This window comes from Pseudomonas sp. NFACC56-3, assembly GCF_900100025.1.
Taxonomy (GTDB): Bacteria; Pseudomonadota; Gammaproteobacteria; order Pseudomonadales; family Pseudomonadaceae; genus Aquipseudomonas; species Aquipseudomonas fluorescens_AA.
Map to the genome: position 1 here is coordinate 26,024 of NZ_FMTK01000001.1, position 16,475 is coordinate 42,498.

13 protein-coding genes and 1 pseudogene are annotated in these 16,475 nt (G+C 59.6%); 3 read left to right on the top strand and 11 right to left on the bottom strand.

What is annotated here, in order from left to right; translation table 11 throughout:
* Window positions 1–69: 69 nt before the first annotated feature.
* From BLO80_RS00135 to BLO80_RS00145, 3 genes are read right to left on the bottom strand one after another with little or no spacing between them, the layout of a single operon-like run.
* Window positions 70–2,307 carry a xanthine dehydrogenase family protein molybdopterin-binding subunit gene (locus BLO80_RS00135; RefSeq protein ID WP_092325925.1) on the bottom strand — a complete coding sequence of 746 codons (2,238 nt, stop codon included), beginning with the start codon at window positions 2,305–2,307 and terminating at the stop codon, window positions 70–72.
* Window positions 2,304–2,777, bottom strand: a complete 474-nt coding sequence (locus tag BLO80_RS00140; RefSeq protein WP_092325927.1) for a (2Fe-2S)-binding protein — start codon at window positions 2,775–2,777, stop codon at window positions 2,304–2,306. Before BLO80_RS00140 ends, BLO80_RS00135 begins: the two co-directional genes overlap by 4 nt.
* On the bottom strand, window positions 2,774–4,039 hold the full coding sequence (locus BLO80_RS00145) for a c-type cytochrome (protein WP_092326674.1): 1,266 nt from the start codon (window positions 4,037–4,039) through the stop codon (window positions 2,774–2,776). The genes BLO80_RS00140 and BLO80_RS00145 overlap by 4 nt, the downstream gene beginning before the upstream one ends.
* 311 nt (window positions 4,040–4,350) lie before the next feature.
* On the opposite strand from BLO80_RS00145, the gene BLO80_RS00150 reads away from it, so the two are divergent.
* Entirely contained in the window at window positions 4,351–5,550 is a 1,200-nt protein-coding gene (locus BLO80_RS00150) for an MFS transporter (protein ID WP_092325930.1), read from the top strand.
* 100 nt (window positions 5,551–5,650) lie between these two features.
* A complete protein-coding gene (locus BLO80_RS00155; RefSeq protein ID WP_092325932.1) occupies window positions 5,651–6,565 on the top strand; it encodes a LysR family transcriptional regulator in 915 nt (304 codons plus the stop codon).
* 99 nt (window positions 6,566–6,664) lie between these two features.
* Here BLO80_RS00155 and BLO80_RS00160 read toward each other — a convergent pair whose 3' ends face one another.
* The 6 genes and pseudogenes from BLO80_RS00160 to BLO80_RS00185 form a co-directional block, all read right to left on the bottom strand.
* The gene (locus BLO80_RS00160; protein WP_092325934.1) at window positions 6,665–6,964 is read right to left on the bottom strand and encodes a hypothetical protein; all 300 of its coding nucleotides are present in this window, start codon (window positions 6,962–6,964) and stop codon (window positions 6,665–6,667) included.
* A 473-nt stretch (window positions 6,965–7,437) separates the two neighbouring features.
* A pseudogene (locus BLO80_RS00165) lies at window positions 7,438–8,517 on the bottom strand (transposase).
* A gap of 74 nt (window positions 8,518–8,591) precedes the next feature.
* Window positions 8,592–9,209, bottom strand: a complete 618-nt coding sequence (locus BLO80_RS00170; protein WP_092325936.1) for a LysE family translocator — start codon at window positions 9,207–9,209, stop codon at window positions 8,592–8,594.
* Between the two features lie 314 nt (window positions 9,210–9,523).
* Window positions 9,524–11,215: a thiamine pyrophosphate-binding protein gene (locus BLO80_RS00175; RefSeq protein ID WP_092325938.1), complete on the bottom strand. Its 1,692-nt coding sequence runs from the start codon at window positions 11,213–11,215 to the stop codon at window positions 9,524–9,526.
* A gap of 140 nt (window positions 11,216–11,355) precedes the next feature.
* On the bottom strand, window positions 11,356–12,111 hold the full coding sequence (locus tag BLO80_RS00180) for a molybdopterin-dependent oxidoreductase (protein ID WP_092325940.1): 756 nt from the start codon (window positions 12,109–12,111) through the stop codon (window positions 11,356–11,358).
* Window positions 12,112–12,393: 282 nt separating this feature from the next.
* Complete coding sequence (locus BLO80_RS00185) at window positions 12,394–13,398, bottom strand: aldo/keto reductase (protein WP_092325942.1); 1,005 nt, start codon at window positions 13,396–13,398, stop codon at window positions 12,394–12,396.
* Between the two features lie 93 nt (window positions 13,399–13,491).
* Here BLO80_RS00185 and BLO80_RS00190 point away from each other — a divergent pair, with 93 nt between their 5' ends.
* Complete coding sequence (locus BLO80_RS00190) at window positions 13,492–13,947, top strand: MarR family winged helix-turn-helix transcriptional regulator (protein WP_092326676.1); 456 nt, start codon at window positions 13,492–13,494, stop codon at window positions 13,945–13,947.
* 95 nt (window positions 13,948–14,042) lie between these two features.
* On the opposite strand, the gene BLO80_RS00195 is transcribed toward BLO80_RS00190, so the two are convergent.
* Both BLO80_RS00195 and BLO80_RS00200 read right to left on the bottom strand, forming a co-directional pair.
* Window positions 14,043–15,551, bottom strand: a complete 1,509-nt coding sequence (locus BLO80_RS00195; protein ID WP_092325944.1) for an amino acid ABC transporter permease/ATP-binding protein — start codon at window positions 15,549–15,551, stop codon at window positions 14,043–14,045.
* A 106-nt stretch (window positions 15,552–15,657) separates the two neighbouring features.
* Window positions 15,658–16,461 carry an ABC transporter substrate-binding protein gene (locus BLO80_RS00200; protein WP_092326677.1) on the bottom strand — a complete coding sequence of 268 codons (804 nt, stop codon included), beginning with the start codon at window positions 16,459–16,461 and terminating at the stop codon, window positions 15,658–15,660.
* Window positions 16,462–16,475 lie beyond the last annotated feature (14 nt).

Sequence of the window (16,475 nt, forward strand, 5' to 3'; positions counted from 1 at the left end):
GGCGGAAGGGCGCTTGATAATCCGAGGAAAGCCCAACACTGCGTTGCGTGAAGCGCAACGCAATGCAGGTCAGGACGGCTGCTCCGAGCGGGTCAGGGGCAGGTTCAACCAGCGTCGGCCGGTGGCGTTCGCCACGGCGTTGCCGATGGCGGCGGCCATGGGACCCTGAACGATTTCGGCGGCGCCGAGAAACGGTTGTCCCGGTTGGTCGAGTAGATGAACATCGACCTTCCTGGGCACCTGCGAAAAGCGCAGGATCGGGTAACCACTCCAGTCGTAGCTGCGTATCCCCCCGGCGTCATAGGCGACCTGTTCATACAGCGTCCAACTGGTGGACTGGACGATCCCGCCCTCCACCTGATTGCGCAGGCCATCGGGATTGACGATCTGTCCGACGTCCACCGCCGTGACCACATGCTCGATCTGTATTTCACCGGTCAGCGGATGTACCTGAAGTCGTACCGCGATAGCGCAGTAGCCCATGATGTTTTTGTACCGGGCAAAGGCGAAGCCGATGCCTGCGCCAGGCTCATTGCTTTTTTGCGGCCAGCCAATAGCGTCGCGAACCCGCTCCACCACGGCCCGCGCCCGGGGATCTTCCAGATGAGCCAGGCGCAAGGCTATCGGGTCGACCCTGGCCCTGGACGCAAGCTCATCCATGCACGCTTCGATCGCAAAAATGTTGATGTGCGCACCCAGTGAACGCATGGCCGAGGTGCGAAAGGGCATCTGCGTGACAAAGTTCATATTGATGCGGGTAGAAGCCAGCGTGTAGAGCGGCACGGCGTTGCGATCGCCATCGCCTTCAGGTTGAGCGATGGGCACCGAAGGTGCGGAGGCGAACGGTCGAGCCAGCAATCGCGCCGGCAGCAACCGGCCGGCGTTGACGATGCGTTCGTTGTGCGGCGTCGTCCACAGTTCATAGTTCCAGTCCTGCAACCGACCTTGGGCGTCCAGGTTGGCTTTGACTTCGGTGACCATCGCCGAGCTGTAGGGCTCCCAGAGATTTTCCTGCTCGCGCATCCATTGGACCCGGACCGGTGTGCCGGGTATGCGCATGGCAATCAACGCCGCGTCGGCTGCCGCATCGTCCGCGCCGTTATGGCCATAACAACCGGACCCTTCGGTGTGGATACAGCGAACGCGCTCGGGGGGGAGCTGCACCATTTCGGCGATCCCGGCCCGCAGGGGATACACGCCCTGGGTGTGGGTCCAGACGGTGAGGGTGCCGTCCTTGAACCAGGCCACGGCGCAGGACGGGCCAATGGAGCCATGCATCAGGTATTGCTTGGTCACGCGTGCCTGATAGCTGTTGTCGGTCGGACCCTGGGCAGTGCGTTCATGGCTGATCGGGTAGGGGCGTGAAGGGAGGCGTTTGAGCAATGCGTGGATGTCTGCGGATTCGGGTATAGCCTGGCCACCGCTCCAGCGCGCTGTTTCGTATCCGCTGCGCATCGCTTTGATTGCTTGCCATTCATCCCGCGCGACCACCGCAAGATAGTTGCCGTCGCGAATCACCTGCACAACTCCGCAGAGCGCTTCGACCGACGCCGCATCAAAGGCCCGCAGCGTGCAGCCGGGGCGGGGTGGGCGAATCACCCGAGCGTGCAGCATGCCCGGCAGACGGATGTCCTGGACAAACGCGGCGCCACCGCTGACTTTTGCCGGAATATCCAGCCGTTGCAGCGAATGGCCGATCAGCCTGAACGCGGTCGCGGCCGCTGCCGGCGAATCGGACTGTGCATAGCGGTGCAGATCGACGTTTTTGACGGCGTCGGCATAAGCCATTCGTTGTCCGTTGGGACCGTGAATGATGCCCTCCCGGGTCGTCAACAGTGCCGGTGCAACCTCCCAACGACGCCCGGCCGACTCCAGCAGCAGTTCACGCACTTGTGCCGCTGCGTTGAACAGCGCGGTCCCGCTGTCGAAAATACTGTGGCTGCCAGCGGTGTAACCTTCGTTGGGCGTCAGCGCCGTGTCGGCGGTGAGCAGGTTGATCGCTGATGGAGAAACCTCCAGGCGTTCAGCGGCAATTTGCAGCAAGGCAGTCTTGACCCCGGTGCCCAATTCAACCTTGCCGGTATAGACGGTGATGCCTTCATGACCGACGCGGATCCAGGCATCAAGATAGGGATTGGTGCGCAGGCTGCCGGGCAGATCCGGTGCCAATACCACCGTGCCAAGCGTGTCGACTTCGGTGTCCGCCCACGCACGTCGCGGCACTGGTACCAGGGTAAACGCCATCAGCAAGGCGCCCCCACGTAGGAATGCGCGACGGCTGTGATTGACCTCGTTGACCACTGTCATGACGCGCTCCCGTTTTGCCTGGCGACAAGGCTGATCGCGTCGATGATTCGCAAGTGGGTGCCGCATCGACACAGGTTGCCGGCCATGTACTCACGAATGGTCTGTTCATCCGGCTGCGGGTTGCTCTCCAGCAGTGACTGCGCGCGCATCAACATACCAGCGATGCAGTAGCCGCACTGGGCCGCCTGTTTCTCGATAAAGGCCTTTTGCAAAGGGCCGGGATGTTCGGCGGTACCGAGACTTTCCACCGTCCGGACCTGCTTGCCGCCAAGGCCCGCGCACGGCGTCACGCAGGAAAATACAGGCTTGTCATCGACGATGACCGTGCAGGCGCCGCATTGCCCCAGACCACACCCGTACTTGGCGCCGTTGAGCCTCAGATGATTACGCAGCGCGTAGAGCAACGGCATGTCCGGTTCGAGGTCCAATGTCTGGGCCGAGCCGTTGACGTTAAGCGTGATTTGGGTCATTTCGTCTCCTGACGTATCGCTTCAAGGGTTGAAGAAAGGTCTGTCCAGGGTTGGTCGGGTCTGGCTTGTCGGCGCAAGTACGAAGCGAGTGCGATGAGTTGATCGTTGTCGAGGCTGGCGGCAAACGGCGGCATCATCGGTCCCGGCATGCCCGGCGTTGCCGGGACACCTTCGAACACGGTTTTCAGGAAATTGCGCGGGTTCGGGGCTTGCAACGATGACGTACGGTCCAGCGAAGGACGCTCGTCGATTTCACGCATCGGTGCGGCTGGCCCATGGCAGCCGGCACAGGCGCTGGCGAACAGCAGGGCGCCAGTGGTCTGATCGGAGGCCCCGGCATTAGCATCTGCGGCTGGGACCTCGGTGATGACAGTTCTGGCGGGCAAGCTCAGCAGGTACTCGGCAATCGCCTGTACGTCGCCGACTGGCAAGCGCGCCAGGCTGAGACTGACCGGGCGCATCGGGCCGGCGGCAGTTCCATGGCCGTCCACCACTTCTGCTCGCAGGTAGCTCACCAACTGATCGTAGCGCCAGGCATTTGCACGACGATCCATGCCCAGCAGCGAAGGCGCTTCCCAACCATCCACGGTACCGCCGGCCAGGCTTGCGCCGGACTTCTCGGCGCCGATCAGGTTCAGCGGAGAATGACAGCCTGCGCAGTGGCCAGGGCCTTCGACCAGGTAGCGCCCGCGATTCCATGCATCGGATTGCTGCGCCACGGGGGTCAGTGGCTCGCCGTGCAGGAACAGTAAATTCCAGAACGCCACCAGCGGCCGGAGGTTCATCGGGAAGCTCATGCGGTTTTGCCGGGCTGGAGCGTGCACGGCCGGGCCACTCATCAAGTACGCATAGGCGTCTTCTATATCGCCTGCTGTCATGCGCCGGTAATGCACGTACGGGAAGGCCGGATACAGGAAGTGCCCATCGCGGGCGATCCCTTCACGCATCGCCCGCTCGAACGCCGGCAGCGACCACTGGCCAATGCCTGTCTGCGGATCGGGTGTGATGTTCGTGCTGTAGAGTGTGCCAAACGGCGTCACCAGCGGCAGTCCCCCCGCCAGGTAAGGGCCGCCGGGTCTCGTGTGGCATACCGCGCAGTCGCCCGCTTCGACGACTCGCGCGCCGCGTTGCAACTGCACCGGATCGAAGGTTCGCGGCCGCTCGACGGGCGCAATCGCCGGACGCCACATCAGCAGGGTGGCAGCGATCGCACCTATCGAAGCCAGGACCGCAGCGCCGACCCAAAACGGTCTGGACCTCATGGAAATGCCCATCATGGGCATCCCAAGCCTGAGGGACGCGCGCTGGACATTGAGGATGGATTCGAGGTCATTGACGGCTCCTTGAACAATCGGGAAAGGGCGCCGATGGAGAATCCTGCGCCGAGTGCCCAAGGGTAGAGAAGCCCCATGCGCCGGAGTATCAGCGGATCACGCAAAAGCCTGTTGCGCCAACCGCAACACCGCTGGCGTTGCGTGTCGCGCATCACTTCATTGCCCGATCAATGTATTCTCCGGGCAGACCGTTGCCCTTAGCCTGACGATCACTTCCCCAAACTTACCGAGGTGTCACCATGTTCATGGGCAATCCCGCCGCGACGGCCAAGGCCGAACAACCCGCTTCACTTTCCGGCCTGATGGTCGCGTTCCTGGCGTTCTGCTGCGGCGCGGTCGTGGCCAATCTTTATTACGCTCAGCCGATTGTCGAATTGATCGCGCCGCAAATTGGCCTGTCCAGCACCAATGCGAGCCTGATCGTGTCGCTGACGCAATTCGGCTACGCCTTGGGTTTATTGCTGCTGGTGCCATTGGCTGACCTTGCGGAGAACCGGCGCCTGGTGGTGGGCCTCACCCTCGCGTCGGGCGTTACCCTGTTGTGTGCCGGGCTGGCGCACTCGCCGTCGATATTCCTCGTCTTGTCGCTGCTGATCGGCCTCACATCGGTAGCGGTGCAGATCCTGGTGCCCCTGGCGGCACACCTGGCGCCGGAGGCAACACGAGGCCGCGTGGTGGGTAACATCATGAGCGGCCTGTTGCTCGGCATTCTGCTGTCGCGCCCGCTGTCGAGCTTGCTGGTGGACGTGTTCGGCTGGCGCGGTGTGTTCTTCAGTGCGGCGGCGCTGATGGCTGTTATCGCCCTGATCACCGCCATTGCGTTGCCGCGTCGCGTACCGACGCATCGGGCGACTTATGCCGCATTGATCGGCTCGGTGTTTGCGCTGGCCCGGCGCCATTCGGTCCTGCGCCAACGTTCGTTGTACCAGGGATTGTTGTTCGCCAGCTTCAGCCTGTTCTGGACCCTGGCGCCCATCGAGCTGATGCGCCACCACGGTTTCAGCCAGGTGCAGATCGCGATCTTTGCGCTGGTAGGCGCCGTCGGTGCCGTGGCCGCGCCCATTGCCGGACGCTTGGCCGATGCAGGTCATGGCCGTCGCGGGACACTCGTTGCGCTGCTGTTGGCTCCGGTCTCCTTGTTGATTGCTGCGCTGCCCGGCAGTGGCTACATCTGGCTTGTCGTGTGCGCGGTGCTGCTGGATTTCGCCGTGCAGCTGAACATGGTGCTGGGCCAGCGCGAGGTGTACTCCATCGACCCGCACAGCAGGGCTCGATTGAATGCCGTGTACATGACCAGCATCTTCGTCGGCGGTGCCTTGGGATCGCTGGTGGCGAGCCCGCTCTATGAGCATTTCGGCTGGAACCTCTCTGCGGTGGCGATTGCGTTGCTGCCTGCCTTGGCCCTGGTGATATTCATGAGTCGCAAGGCAGATGTCTGACCAACAGGCATCGAGGAGCGCGGCGAAGCACAGTCCTGCAAGACGGCGGGCGAACGGTCATGCACAATCAGCTCCGTTCCCTTTCGACCGGACTCCGCTGATGGACAAATTGCTGGCGTTGAAGATGTTTGTTGAAACCGTGCGTTGCGGTGGTTATTCCTCTGCGGCGCGCAAACTCGGCATCTCCACCTCTTCGGTGACACGCCAGGTGGCGGGCCTGGAAAGCGAGCTGGGCGCCAGCCTCCTTAACCGCACGACCCGCAACACCAGCGTGACCGTCGCCGGGCAAGCCTACTTTGAAAAAGCCGTGGCTATTCTGGAGGCCATCGATGAAGCCGATGCCGTGGTCGCCGACCGCGGCAGCGAGGCGCAAGGGCGCCTGCGGATCAGTGTCCCCGTCGAGTTTGGCCGGCGAATCATCGCGCCACATCTGGGCCGGCTGCTCGACCGTCATCCGGGACTGGAAATCAGCGTGTCATTGAGCGATCAGGTCGGTGACCTGTTGAGCGAGCAGATTGATGTGTCCGTGCGCCTCGGCTCGTCGGTGGTCAGCGAGGACATCGTCAGCAAACGGGTAGGGGCCTTCGAGCGCTGGGTCGTCGCCAGCCCGGATTACCTGGGCCGTCACGCGGCGCTGAGTCATCCTAATGACTTGCTGGGGCACCAGTGCCTGCGCTTCGATTACGGTGGATCGCATCATCACTGGACGTTTCAGGGTGACGAGCAACCCCTTCAGCTCAACGTGCATGGCCGGTTGCAAAGCAACAACGCCGACATCTTGCGCGAGGCCGCAATTGCGGGCGGCGGGGTGGCTCTCCTGGCCGACTGGCTGGTGCGCGATGACGTCGCCGCAGGTCGACTGACACGGTTGCTGGAGCATTACGAAGTCAATCCGGGCAGCGCGAGCAGTTGCATCAATGCGCTGTATTTGCCCAATCACCGCGGCTCCAGCCGCATCAATGTGTTCATCGATTTTCTTACGGAGCTTCTCGCCTCTGATCGAATGGCCCAATGAGGGATATCGCCGAGCTGTGTAGCGCCAGATCCTCAAGTGACGTACTGAGGACCTTCATGACTGGCCGATATTCCTCTTTTTATCACCGCTGCAGAGCGACTATTGATGGGTGTCCACTTCCTCAGCCGGATAAAACTCGCCTTCCTTGCCCATCTTTGTCAGTCGTTCGCGCGCGATCCGCTCAACGCTGGCCACTGCGGCCTGATCGTCAGGGTTGACCAACTGCAGGCACAGGCGTTGGACATTCTGATCGTGGGTGCCTTCGCTGAGCATTTCGTGGGTGAAGACTTGTGCGCCACGCCAGAGGCATAGCTGGGTATGAGTCCCGCCGAGCCATATCTCGTTGATTGATCTGAGGTCAGTGGTCGCCAGTTGATCCACGGTAATTGTCTTATCCATTGCGCTGTACCTTACCAATGATTGGTTACAGGTAGACTTACAGGCACAGCGGGTGTTCCCAGCGTCGGCGGTTCAACCGCGCCAAGCCATGGAGTGGCGAACCTCATAAAAAAGTGGGCAGTATTTCCAGTAAATAAATCTGTCCCCTTCATTGCCGCAAACCTTGATGTATGAGGAGACTTCGCTTTTGCCAGCGATTCTGTAGCACGTAATGGAGTTCAACCCCGGTCATGGTCTCCATCAGTGGTGAGTATCCGCACCTTGCAGAGCTTGGGCCCGCCGAGGATGCAATCGGGCGAGAGCGGCTGCTTCCGACCGAGAGTGTGTAAAAACGTCAGATTGGGTTTCTATATCGACGCCAGGAGACCGTGCTCACGTTTCGCAAACTGATCAAGGTCACGACGTTTCCAGGAACAGTTAAAACGGCTCAGCAGCCTCTTAAAATCTTTTGGATGGGATAAAAAGATCGGTTTTCACGCCGTTAACGCTTTCATCAAGCCAGTGGTGCTGATGATTTTCATAAACCTTTTCAGATTGTAGGCGAGCACATTCCTCTGCACTCACCCCGTTAAGCTTTCTGGTCAGGAAGTGTGTCGCGCCCATCCACATCTCCGGCGCATTGTTCAGCCGGGTCTGCATTTCCTCCAACACGGCTTCATGGTCCCAGCGCCGAACTCACCGCTCCGTGATTGGTGTGCACTGCGGTTTCATGGCACAGCCCCGGCATTCGAACTCCAGTAACGGTGCAACGTCAGGCCTTTTTCAACGTTGGTATAGCGCCAGATCAGCGCCTCTCCAGCCGGGCAAATGTATTCGTTTTTTGCGCGTCATAGATGAACGCATCGCTATTGAAACGCCCGTCAGCCTTGGCTCCAGAGGTCATCGGCTTGGGTACATAGGCGGTGAATTTCAATGACCTGTAACTCTTTCATCTGAGCTTTGAGCTTGTCGATTTTCTCTTGCAGATGAGTAGCCTTGGACTGAGCGGTTGAGGGTTCTTGCTGATCGGCTTCGTCGAGCGCAGTCAGATACCGATTGATACTCGATTCAATTTCCTCCATTCGCCGCTTCAGTTTGGCGCTGGTGAAATTGCGGTCGCGATTGTTGACAGCCTTGAATTTACTGTCATCGATGGCAACAAGACTTCTCCAAACAATCCCAACTGCTGACAGAGCACGACGAACTGGTGACAAACGTCTCGGATGGCCTTGCTGTTATCTTTTCGGAAGTTGGCAATGGTCTTGAAATCGGCATCAAACGCGCGCTCAGCCACATCAGCTCGACGTTGCGTTGGGCTTCTCGCTCCAAACGTCGGCTCGACTGGATGCGGTTGAGATAACCTTAGATGTAGACCTTCAGCAAGACCGAGGGATGGTAAGCAGGCCGGCCAGTATCGGCAGGGACGGCACCTTCAAAACACAGATTGACCAGATCGAGTTCATCGACAAAGACGTCGACTACGCGCACCGGGTTGGTATCGCTGACGTAGTCGTCGAGACGCTCGGGAGTAAGGTGCCTTAGCCTCGATGGTCACCTTGAATAAAGCGCTTCATGGGCGATCCTTGCGATGAAATCCTCAGAAATCATAGCAAGGTTTTCGGGCTGGATAGATTACTCAATCGTAGACTTATTGAACCAGCTGCCGGATCCCTAGAGACAAAATCAAACCACCGCATAATCGATCAATAGCTTTTTTCCTCCTTCGATACGCTGAAGCGATCTCAGGTTGAGAAAGAGCTATTGCGACCACCCCATACCAGGTCATCGAAACCACCACTACGACTGCCAGCATCGACAAAAACGTGCTTGGTGAAACGTGGGTGGGGGCTGCCGCTGAAAAAATAGCGGCATAGAAGGCCATGGATTTAGGGTTGCCAATGTTCGTAACGACCCCCTGAATGAATGACTGCCGAAAGTTTTCGACGACAGCATTATTGCAGGGGGCAGGCGCGCTCTTCCCGGCCTTGAGCAGCAGTCGGAATCCAAACCACATCAGATAGGCAGCTCCCAGAACTTTTACGACCAGCGCCGCCCAAGGGAACGCAGCAAATACAACGCCGATACCTGCGATTGCACAGGTGGCCCAGAATAAATTGACCAATACGATGCCTGCTACCAAGGCCAAAGCTTCTGACCGCGTAGCAGCTACCGCTTTGTGGACTACTGCAACGAAATTTGGCCCTGGAATAACGACACCGGCCAGGTAAACCAAAAAGACTGTCAAAACGGCGGGACCATCGATCATGTGCATTCCTTTGCGAGTATTGTGGCCGGGGACGGTCATCATTCAGTTCAAGGCCGCCCGCGGCTTCAACGTACAACGAAATAAAAATTTGATACAGGGCTTTGAGCGTAGTTGTGTTTTTTACACACTCTGGGCCAGAAGCAGCCGCCTGAAGGTGTCGACGAAAATTCGGGCGACTCAGCTTTTGTTGATTGACGCGCTATCTTGATAAGGTCGCATGTAATAAGCCCTGTTGTTCGCCAAGGCTTTCGCGGTCGCCTGATGCAGGGCTGCAATTTTCATGGGGCCGCGCCAAAGGTGAACGGACGTTAGCATCAAGCCATGATCGGTAATTCGATGAGGTTGGGACGGCCTGAGCGAATGCCATCCTCGACCGCTTCAGCGATATCGCCGGCGCGCTCGACCCTGCGCGAAGCAACCCCCAGGGAGGAGGCGAGGGCCTGGAAGTCGATGGCCGGGTCTCGGATGTCCATGCCGATGAACTGGTTCGTACCGGCACTTCGGTAGTGCGCCTGGCTACGCGCGTAGTTTTTCAGGATGTTGTATTCGCCATTGTTCATGACCACAAAGGTGACGGGCAAACGCTCGTGTGCCGCTGTCCAAAGCGCTTGGGGTGAATACATCGCCGAGCCATCGCCGACCAGGCAGACCACCGGGGCGCGGTCCAGGCCAAGGGATGTACCGACAGCCGCCGGCATGCCCCAGCCGAGGATGGCGCTCCGTGTAAACAGGTACTGGCGGGCCGAATGCGAATCCAGGCACGCACGCACATGAGGGATGGTAACCGGCGCTTCGTCGACGATCCACACGTCAGGGCCGATTGCCCGGACAGCTTCATGGGCCGCAACGAAAGGCGTTGTCACGGGCGTATGGAATTCGCGCTTCGCGCGCTCGGCCACTTCGATTCGGCGGGTTCCGCGCTCGTGCGCAGCGACATTTCGCAGCGTCGCGATGGCCTGGCTGTGTGGGGCCAGCATCTGATCCAGTAACGGCAGCAACAACTGCAAGGACAGCTTGATGTCGCCTATCAATCCCAGCGCCGTTCCATGCACTCTGCCCAGTTGGTGGCCATCGCCGGTCAATTGAATGAGACGGCAATGAGGGGGGATCGCCGGGCCTTGCGAGTATTGGTAACTGATCAGCGAATGGCCGCCGAGAAGCAAGACCGCATCGAAGTCAGCGAACGTTTCGCGGATATCGGCAGCTTTGGGCGACAAGGCTCCGCGCCATTGAGGATGAGCGGTGGGGAAGGGGATATGCCCGGGCCAGGATGGCCCGAAGACCGGCGCGCCGAGTGCTTCGGCGAGCCTCACCGCTTCCACTTGCGCATTCGACTGGAAGACCTCCTCCCCGACGATAATCGCCAGGCGGCCGGGAGTAACCGTCGCTAAGGCGTCAGCCAACGGGTCAATCGCCGCGGTCACCGCACCTCGTTCGATTCGCGACGGCTGGCCAGCATCGGCATCGGTATGCTGCTCCATCACGTTGATCGGCAGCGAAAGGAAAACCGGGCCGGTCGGCCCTGTGCGGCAGTCCTGAAGCGCGCGACGCAGCAGCATCGGGATATGTTCGGGGTGCTGGATTTCCTCCGCCCATTTGACGCTCGGTCGGGCCAGGCTGACCAGATCGCCATGAAGCAGCGGGTCGGTCACGCCATGGCGGGTATCCTGTTGGCCCGCGGTGATCACCAGCGGCGTGTTCGCCATCTTCGCGTTCAGGATGGCGCCCATCGCATTGCCAAGGCCTCCTGCTGTATGAAGGTTCACGAAACCGGGGCGGCCGGATGCCTGCGCATAACCGTCGGCCATCGCCACGACGCAGGCCTCCTGGAGGCCGAGCACGTAGTGCATATCGGATACGCCCGAGAGCGCATCGAGCAAAGGCAGCTCCGTTGTTCCCGGATTGCCGAAGACATGGCGAACGCCTTCGCTGCGCAGTACTTCTACGAGCAGGTCCGCGCCGCGTTGCCCACGGATGCTGGACGGGACACAGGGAGTTGACGGCATGGCGCGAAACCTCATTTATTTGGAAGAGATAATTTAACCTGCTTTCATGGCTATTGGATTGCCAAATGGCAGTGCACCACCTGTGCGGCGACGACGCTGCAAGCCCTGACGCTGGGTTTGATTTGAAGCCCGTCAGTGACTTAACGTCCGCCTATTCTTTCGAGCGACTGGCTTTTGCGCGGCAAATCGCTGGTACGCTTGTCCGAGCCTTTGCGAATCGCATTGCACAAGGCCCGGACGATGGGTACATAGCTCAGCTGGCTGGGCTGGCAGGCCTGGAGCGCACCCGTTGGGTTGATCAAGTGTACCGCGATGTGCCCTGGCAGCCATGAGACGAGTGGCCAGCGGGGTCGTTGGGCGATCGTCGGGCACAGATCAGCCGCCGTCACACCAAATTCAGAAGACGCCACGAATGCGACCCCCATCAGGCACGCGCCTTCAAGCTGGGCGCGTAGGCGACCGGGGTTTTCTACAGCGCCCAGGTCAGCGACAAACACCGTGTCATGCACAATCAAGCGGCCCTCGTCGCTCAGCTCGACATCGATTACCGCGGCCATGCAAGTCTGCGCATCGCAGTGTGCGGCGATGCCCTGGGTTCGGCGTCCGCCTGAAGGCTTGCCCCAATGGCTTCTCGTGGCCGCTTCGGTGATGACGCTACGCATTCGCCGGGCATCGAAACCTGAGCGTTGCGCGGCGCCGTCGGCCCGTGTTGATACCGAATCGATCAGGGAAAGCAGGTAGTCTTGTTGATCGAGCCTGCATGCAGGGTCCTGTGCGGCCATGAATTGCTGTTCGGCGCGCAGGCGAAGCAACAGGTCTTTGCGGTTCAGGATACCGTCTGGCGATGGCCAGATGAATTGATCAAGCGCGCTGTCGTGCCCGTCAGGATGGTTCATTTGCGTTTCTCCTTCCGCCTGATGACAAGAGCTCCAGCAAAAAGCAACCAAGGGTGCGGAATCTCTGGTTAAGCCAGGTTCCTGCGGGAGCGGGCAGGCTCGCTCCCGCAGGTTCATGCTGGCGCCGCAGGAGCAATCCTGGCGTTACTTTAGGCGCAACGATCTGACGTCAGGGTGACGGGAGGCTGACAGGAACATGTCAGGCGATAAAGGGGGCCGGGCAGGTGATGCATACAGTTGAGTCTGGCCTTCTTGTCGTCGGCTTGCATCACCCACCCACGTTCAAGCCACGATCTGCTCTGCTGCGCGAGCCCAAGGGGTCGCTGTCCTTGCTGGCATCGAAGGAGACAAGCTGCTAACGGTGTCGAGCCGATGAATCTGTTCGGCTGACAGTTCAACCGACAGGGCTGCGAGGTTGTCGGCCAACTGCTCGACCGAGCGCGGGCCGATGATGGGTAACGACCCGTGCGTGCCGGACCAGGCGATGGCGACTTGACCGGGGGTGACGCCTAGTTCGTTGGCGATGGCGATGACCGTGTCGAGGACCTGTGTACGCTGCTCGCTATTCTCCGCCTGGAACACCTTGCCACCGAGGCCCTCGGCGCGTCCTTTCTCGCCCTTGCGGTACTTACCGGTCAGCATGCCTCCGCCGAGTGGCGACCAAGTGACGATACCCAATCCCAACGCATGCGAAGCCGGGAACAGATCAACCTCGGGGTCGCGGTGGACCAGGCTATGCTCGAATTGCGCCGCGGCGATCGGCACCGAGTGGGTGAGTTCGGCGAGGGTGACTGCTCGCGATAGCCGCCAAGCAGGAAAGTTGGAGAGGCCGGCATAAAGAATCTTGCCTGCGCGGGCGAGATCCTCGAACCCACGGACAATTTCTTCGATGGGCGTGACATTATCCGGCCAATGCACCCAGTAGAGATCGATGCGATCGGTTTTGAGTCGCTTCAGGCTCGCCTCTACCGAGGCCACCATGGCTTTACGACTATTGCCAATGACGAGGCGATCGGCATTTGGCTGCGCGCCTTGGGTGTACTTGGTCGCCAGGACGAAACGCTCGCGTCGGCCCTTCAGAAGGGTACCGAGCAGTTCCTCGGACTCTCCGAACTGGTAGATATCTGCGCCATCGATGAAGTTGCCGCCGGCCTCCGCGTAGGCGTTGAAGATTGCCGTGCTGACATCGGGATCCGCACCGTAGCCCCAGCCTGTGCCAAAGTTGCCCGTCCCAAGCACGACCTGGGACACACTCAGTCCTGTTTTGCCGAAGGATGCATATTTCATGTTTTCACCATTGATCAAGTCGGAATGATTTTTTCAGATAGTGGCGGTGCAAAGAAAATTGTATATGCAAATATTGCAGGTACAATAGACCCCATGAAAAATACTATCAAGCCACAGGGCTGCACCAATCTGAAACTCCGCCAGCTCAATCGCATGGTGACGCGTCATTACGACCGCTACGTCGCCGAGTTCGGCCTGAAGAACACGCAATACGCATTGTTGTCGCATGTGGTCAGGCTGGGACCTATTCGGCCGAGTGATCTGGCCAGGCAAATGCAGATGGATAATTCGACCTTGACTCGAAACATGCAGTCCCTGACCGCTCAGGGGTGGCTGGAGATTGGTGCAGGAGGCGATGCCCGCAGTCGCCTTGTCGAAGTGACCGAGGCTGGACGCGTAAAGCAAGCCGAAGGCCAGCGGGCCTGGAAGGAGGCACAGCGCGCACTCAATGGTCTACTCGGCGTGGAGCGCGTGGCGGTATTGCACGAATTGCTCGACGCATGCATTGCGAGCCTTGACGACGATCTTGATGAGTCCCCATCAGAATGACTCGCCAGAAGCCTCGCAACGCATAACGGGGATGGGAAAACCAGCGTGCTTGACGGATATCCCATCTCGAGTGTCAGGACCCAATCACACCGAGTTCAAACCCTCATGAATTTTCTGATTCTCTCGCCGCACTGATCAGCTCGGATCATCCCAGGCGCCGCATCCAGTTTGACCAGGCCGTCCTCCATGAAAACTACCCTGTCGGAAATTGACATGGCGAAGTCCATTTCATGGGTCACGATCAACATGGTCATGCCTTCTTTTGCCAGGTCGCTGATCACCTTGAGCACATCGCCGACCAGTTCCGGGTCAAGGGCTGAAGTAGGCTCATCGAACAGCATGATTTGGGGATCCATCGCCAATGCACGGGCGATAGCCACGCGTTGTTGCTGGCCGCCCGACAACTGATGCGGATACTTTTGCGCGTGCGCCAGCAGCCCGACCTTGTCCAGCAGCGCGTAGGCGCGCTGCTCGCTGATGGACTTGTCGCGGCCGTGATAACGTGGCGCGAGGGTGATGTTGTCGAGAATGGTGCGATGGGGAAACAGGTTGAAGCTCTGAAACACCATGCCGATGCGCTGCACCCCGTGGCGTACTTGTTGCGTGTTGGTGTTGTCACCGGCGTGGATGTAGCTCTCGCCGAATAGAATGATCTCGCCCTGGTCGATGCTTTCCAAGGCGTTGACGGTCCGAATCAGCGAGGTTTTTCCCGATCCCGACGGACCGATAATGGAAATCACCTGCCCCACGTTGACATCAAGGTTGATGCCCTTGAGCACGGCGTGCTGGCCGTAGCGCTTGTGAATGTTGATCAGTTGCAGGGCGGGTGCCGAGCCAGGCCCCGGCGCTGTACGAGCGTCTGCCGGAGAGGGCGCCGCCCGTGACGCGCGTAGACGCCGCAGGCTGATGTCATCCAGCGTTTGTGGTTTGCGGTTGTTGAGCTCCAGGTGTTGCTCCAGCCAATGAAACAGCCAGCCGAGCACGGTCACGATCAGCACGTAATACACCGCCACAGCCGACAGGGTTTCCATGACCAGGAAGTTTTGCGCGTAAAGACGCTGGCCCACGGTCAGCAGTTCGGTCAAGGAAATCACCGAGACCAGCGAGGTCAGTTTCACCACGGTGATGTATTCGTTGATCAGTGTCGGCAGGGAAATGCGGAACGCCTGCGGGATTACGATCAGGCGCTGCAGACCGATCAGGCCGATACCCAGTGCACGGCCGGCTTCTTTCTGGCCTTTGGCAACGGATATCAAGCCGCCACGATGAATTTCCGCCATGTACGCCGCCTCGGTGACCACCAGTGCCAACAGGCCGGAATAGAACGGGTTGGACAGTACGCCACGGGTGACCGGGAGCATCTGCGGCAAGTTATAGACGAACACCACCAGTACGAGCAGCGGCACGCTGCGAAAGAACCAGATATAAACCGACGCCGGCACGCTGACCCAACGCGTGGCCGAAAGCTTGGCCGACGCCAGCAGGAAGCCCAGCAGCATGCCGATGAACCAGGCCAGCGTGCTGAGTTGCACCACCGTAATGCAGGCTTTCCAGAAGTCCGAGACCGAAAACAGAGAAAAGAAATAGGGCCATTCAAATTGCATGTGTACCTCCAACTGCTGGCGTCGACGGAGGCTTCACCTATGCCGGGCAGTCAAGCGAAAGCCGCCGACTGTGGGAGCGGCCTCGCTCCCACAGGGCTGCACTGAGTCAGTTAGTCGGTTCTTCCAGGTTGTACTTCTTCAACAGGGCGGCGTATTCACCCGATGCTTTCGTCGCATCAAAGGCCTTGAGCAGCGCCTGATAGAGCGCGTCGTTGTCCTTTTTGACGTAGATACCCAACGTCTGTTGATAGATCGAGTGCTCGGTGCTGATCACAACCCGACCTTTGGTACGTTCTGCGATCATGCCGGCGGCACCGTCGATCTCCACCTGAGCCTGCACGTTGCCGGAGAGCAGCGCCTGGGTCACTTCAGGCGCGGACGGGAATTCGCTGACCATGACCGCGCCCTTGTTGTTCGGGACGCAGTAATCGGTCGAGAGCTTGTTGAATTGCGTCACCCAAGTGGTGCCTTTTTCCAGGCCGATTTTCAGGCCGCAGAGGTCTTCCGGTACTTTCGGTTTCAACGGGCTGTCTTTCAGCACCATGATCGCTGCGCCGGTCTTGGCGTATGGGATGGTTTGCGCTTGGGTCTGCCGTTCGGGCGTGATGTACATGCCCGAGATGATCGCGTCATAGTGACCGGCGTTCAGGCTCAGCAGCAGGTTGGAAAATTTGGTGTCAACGAAGTCAGCTTTGAGGTCCAGATGTTTGGCGAGCAATCGCGCCAGTTCGGGGTCGGAGCCGACGACATTTTTTTGTTCGTCGTAGGATTCGAAGGGCGGATAAGTGATTTCCATGCCGACCTTGAGGACGCCGGGTGTCACCGTCGTGGCTGCGTGGGCACCTGCCGCACCGAGGATCGCGAAGGCCAGCAGGGACAAGCGGACAGCGATATTCATTGGATTGCGCATCATCAGTGACTCCA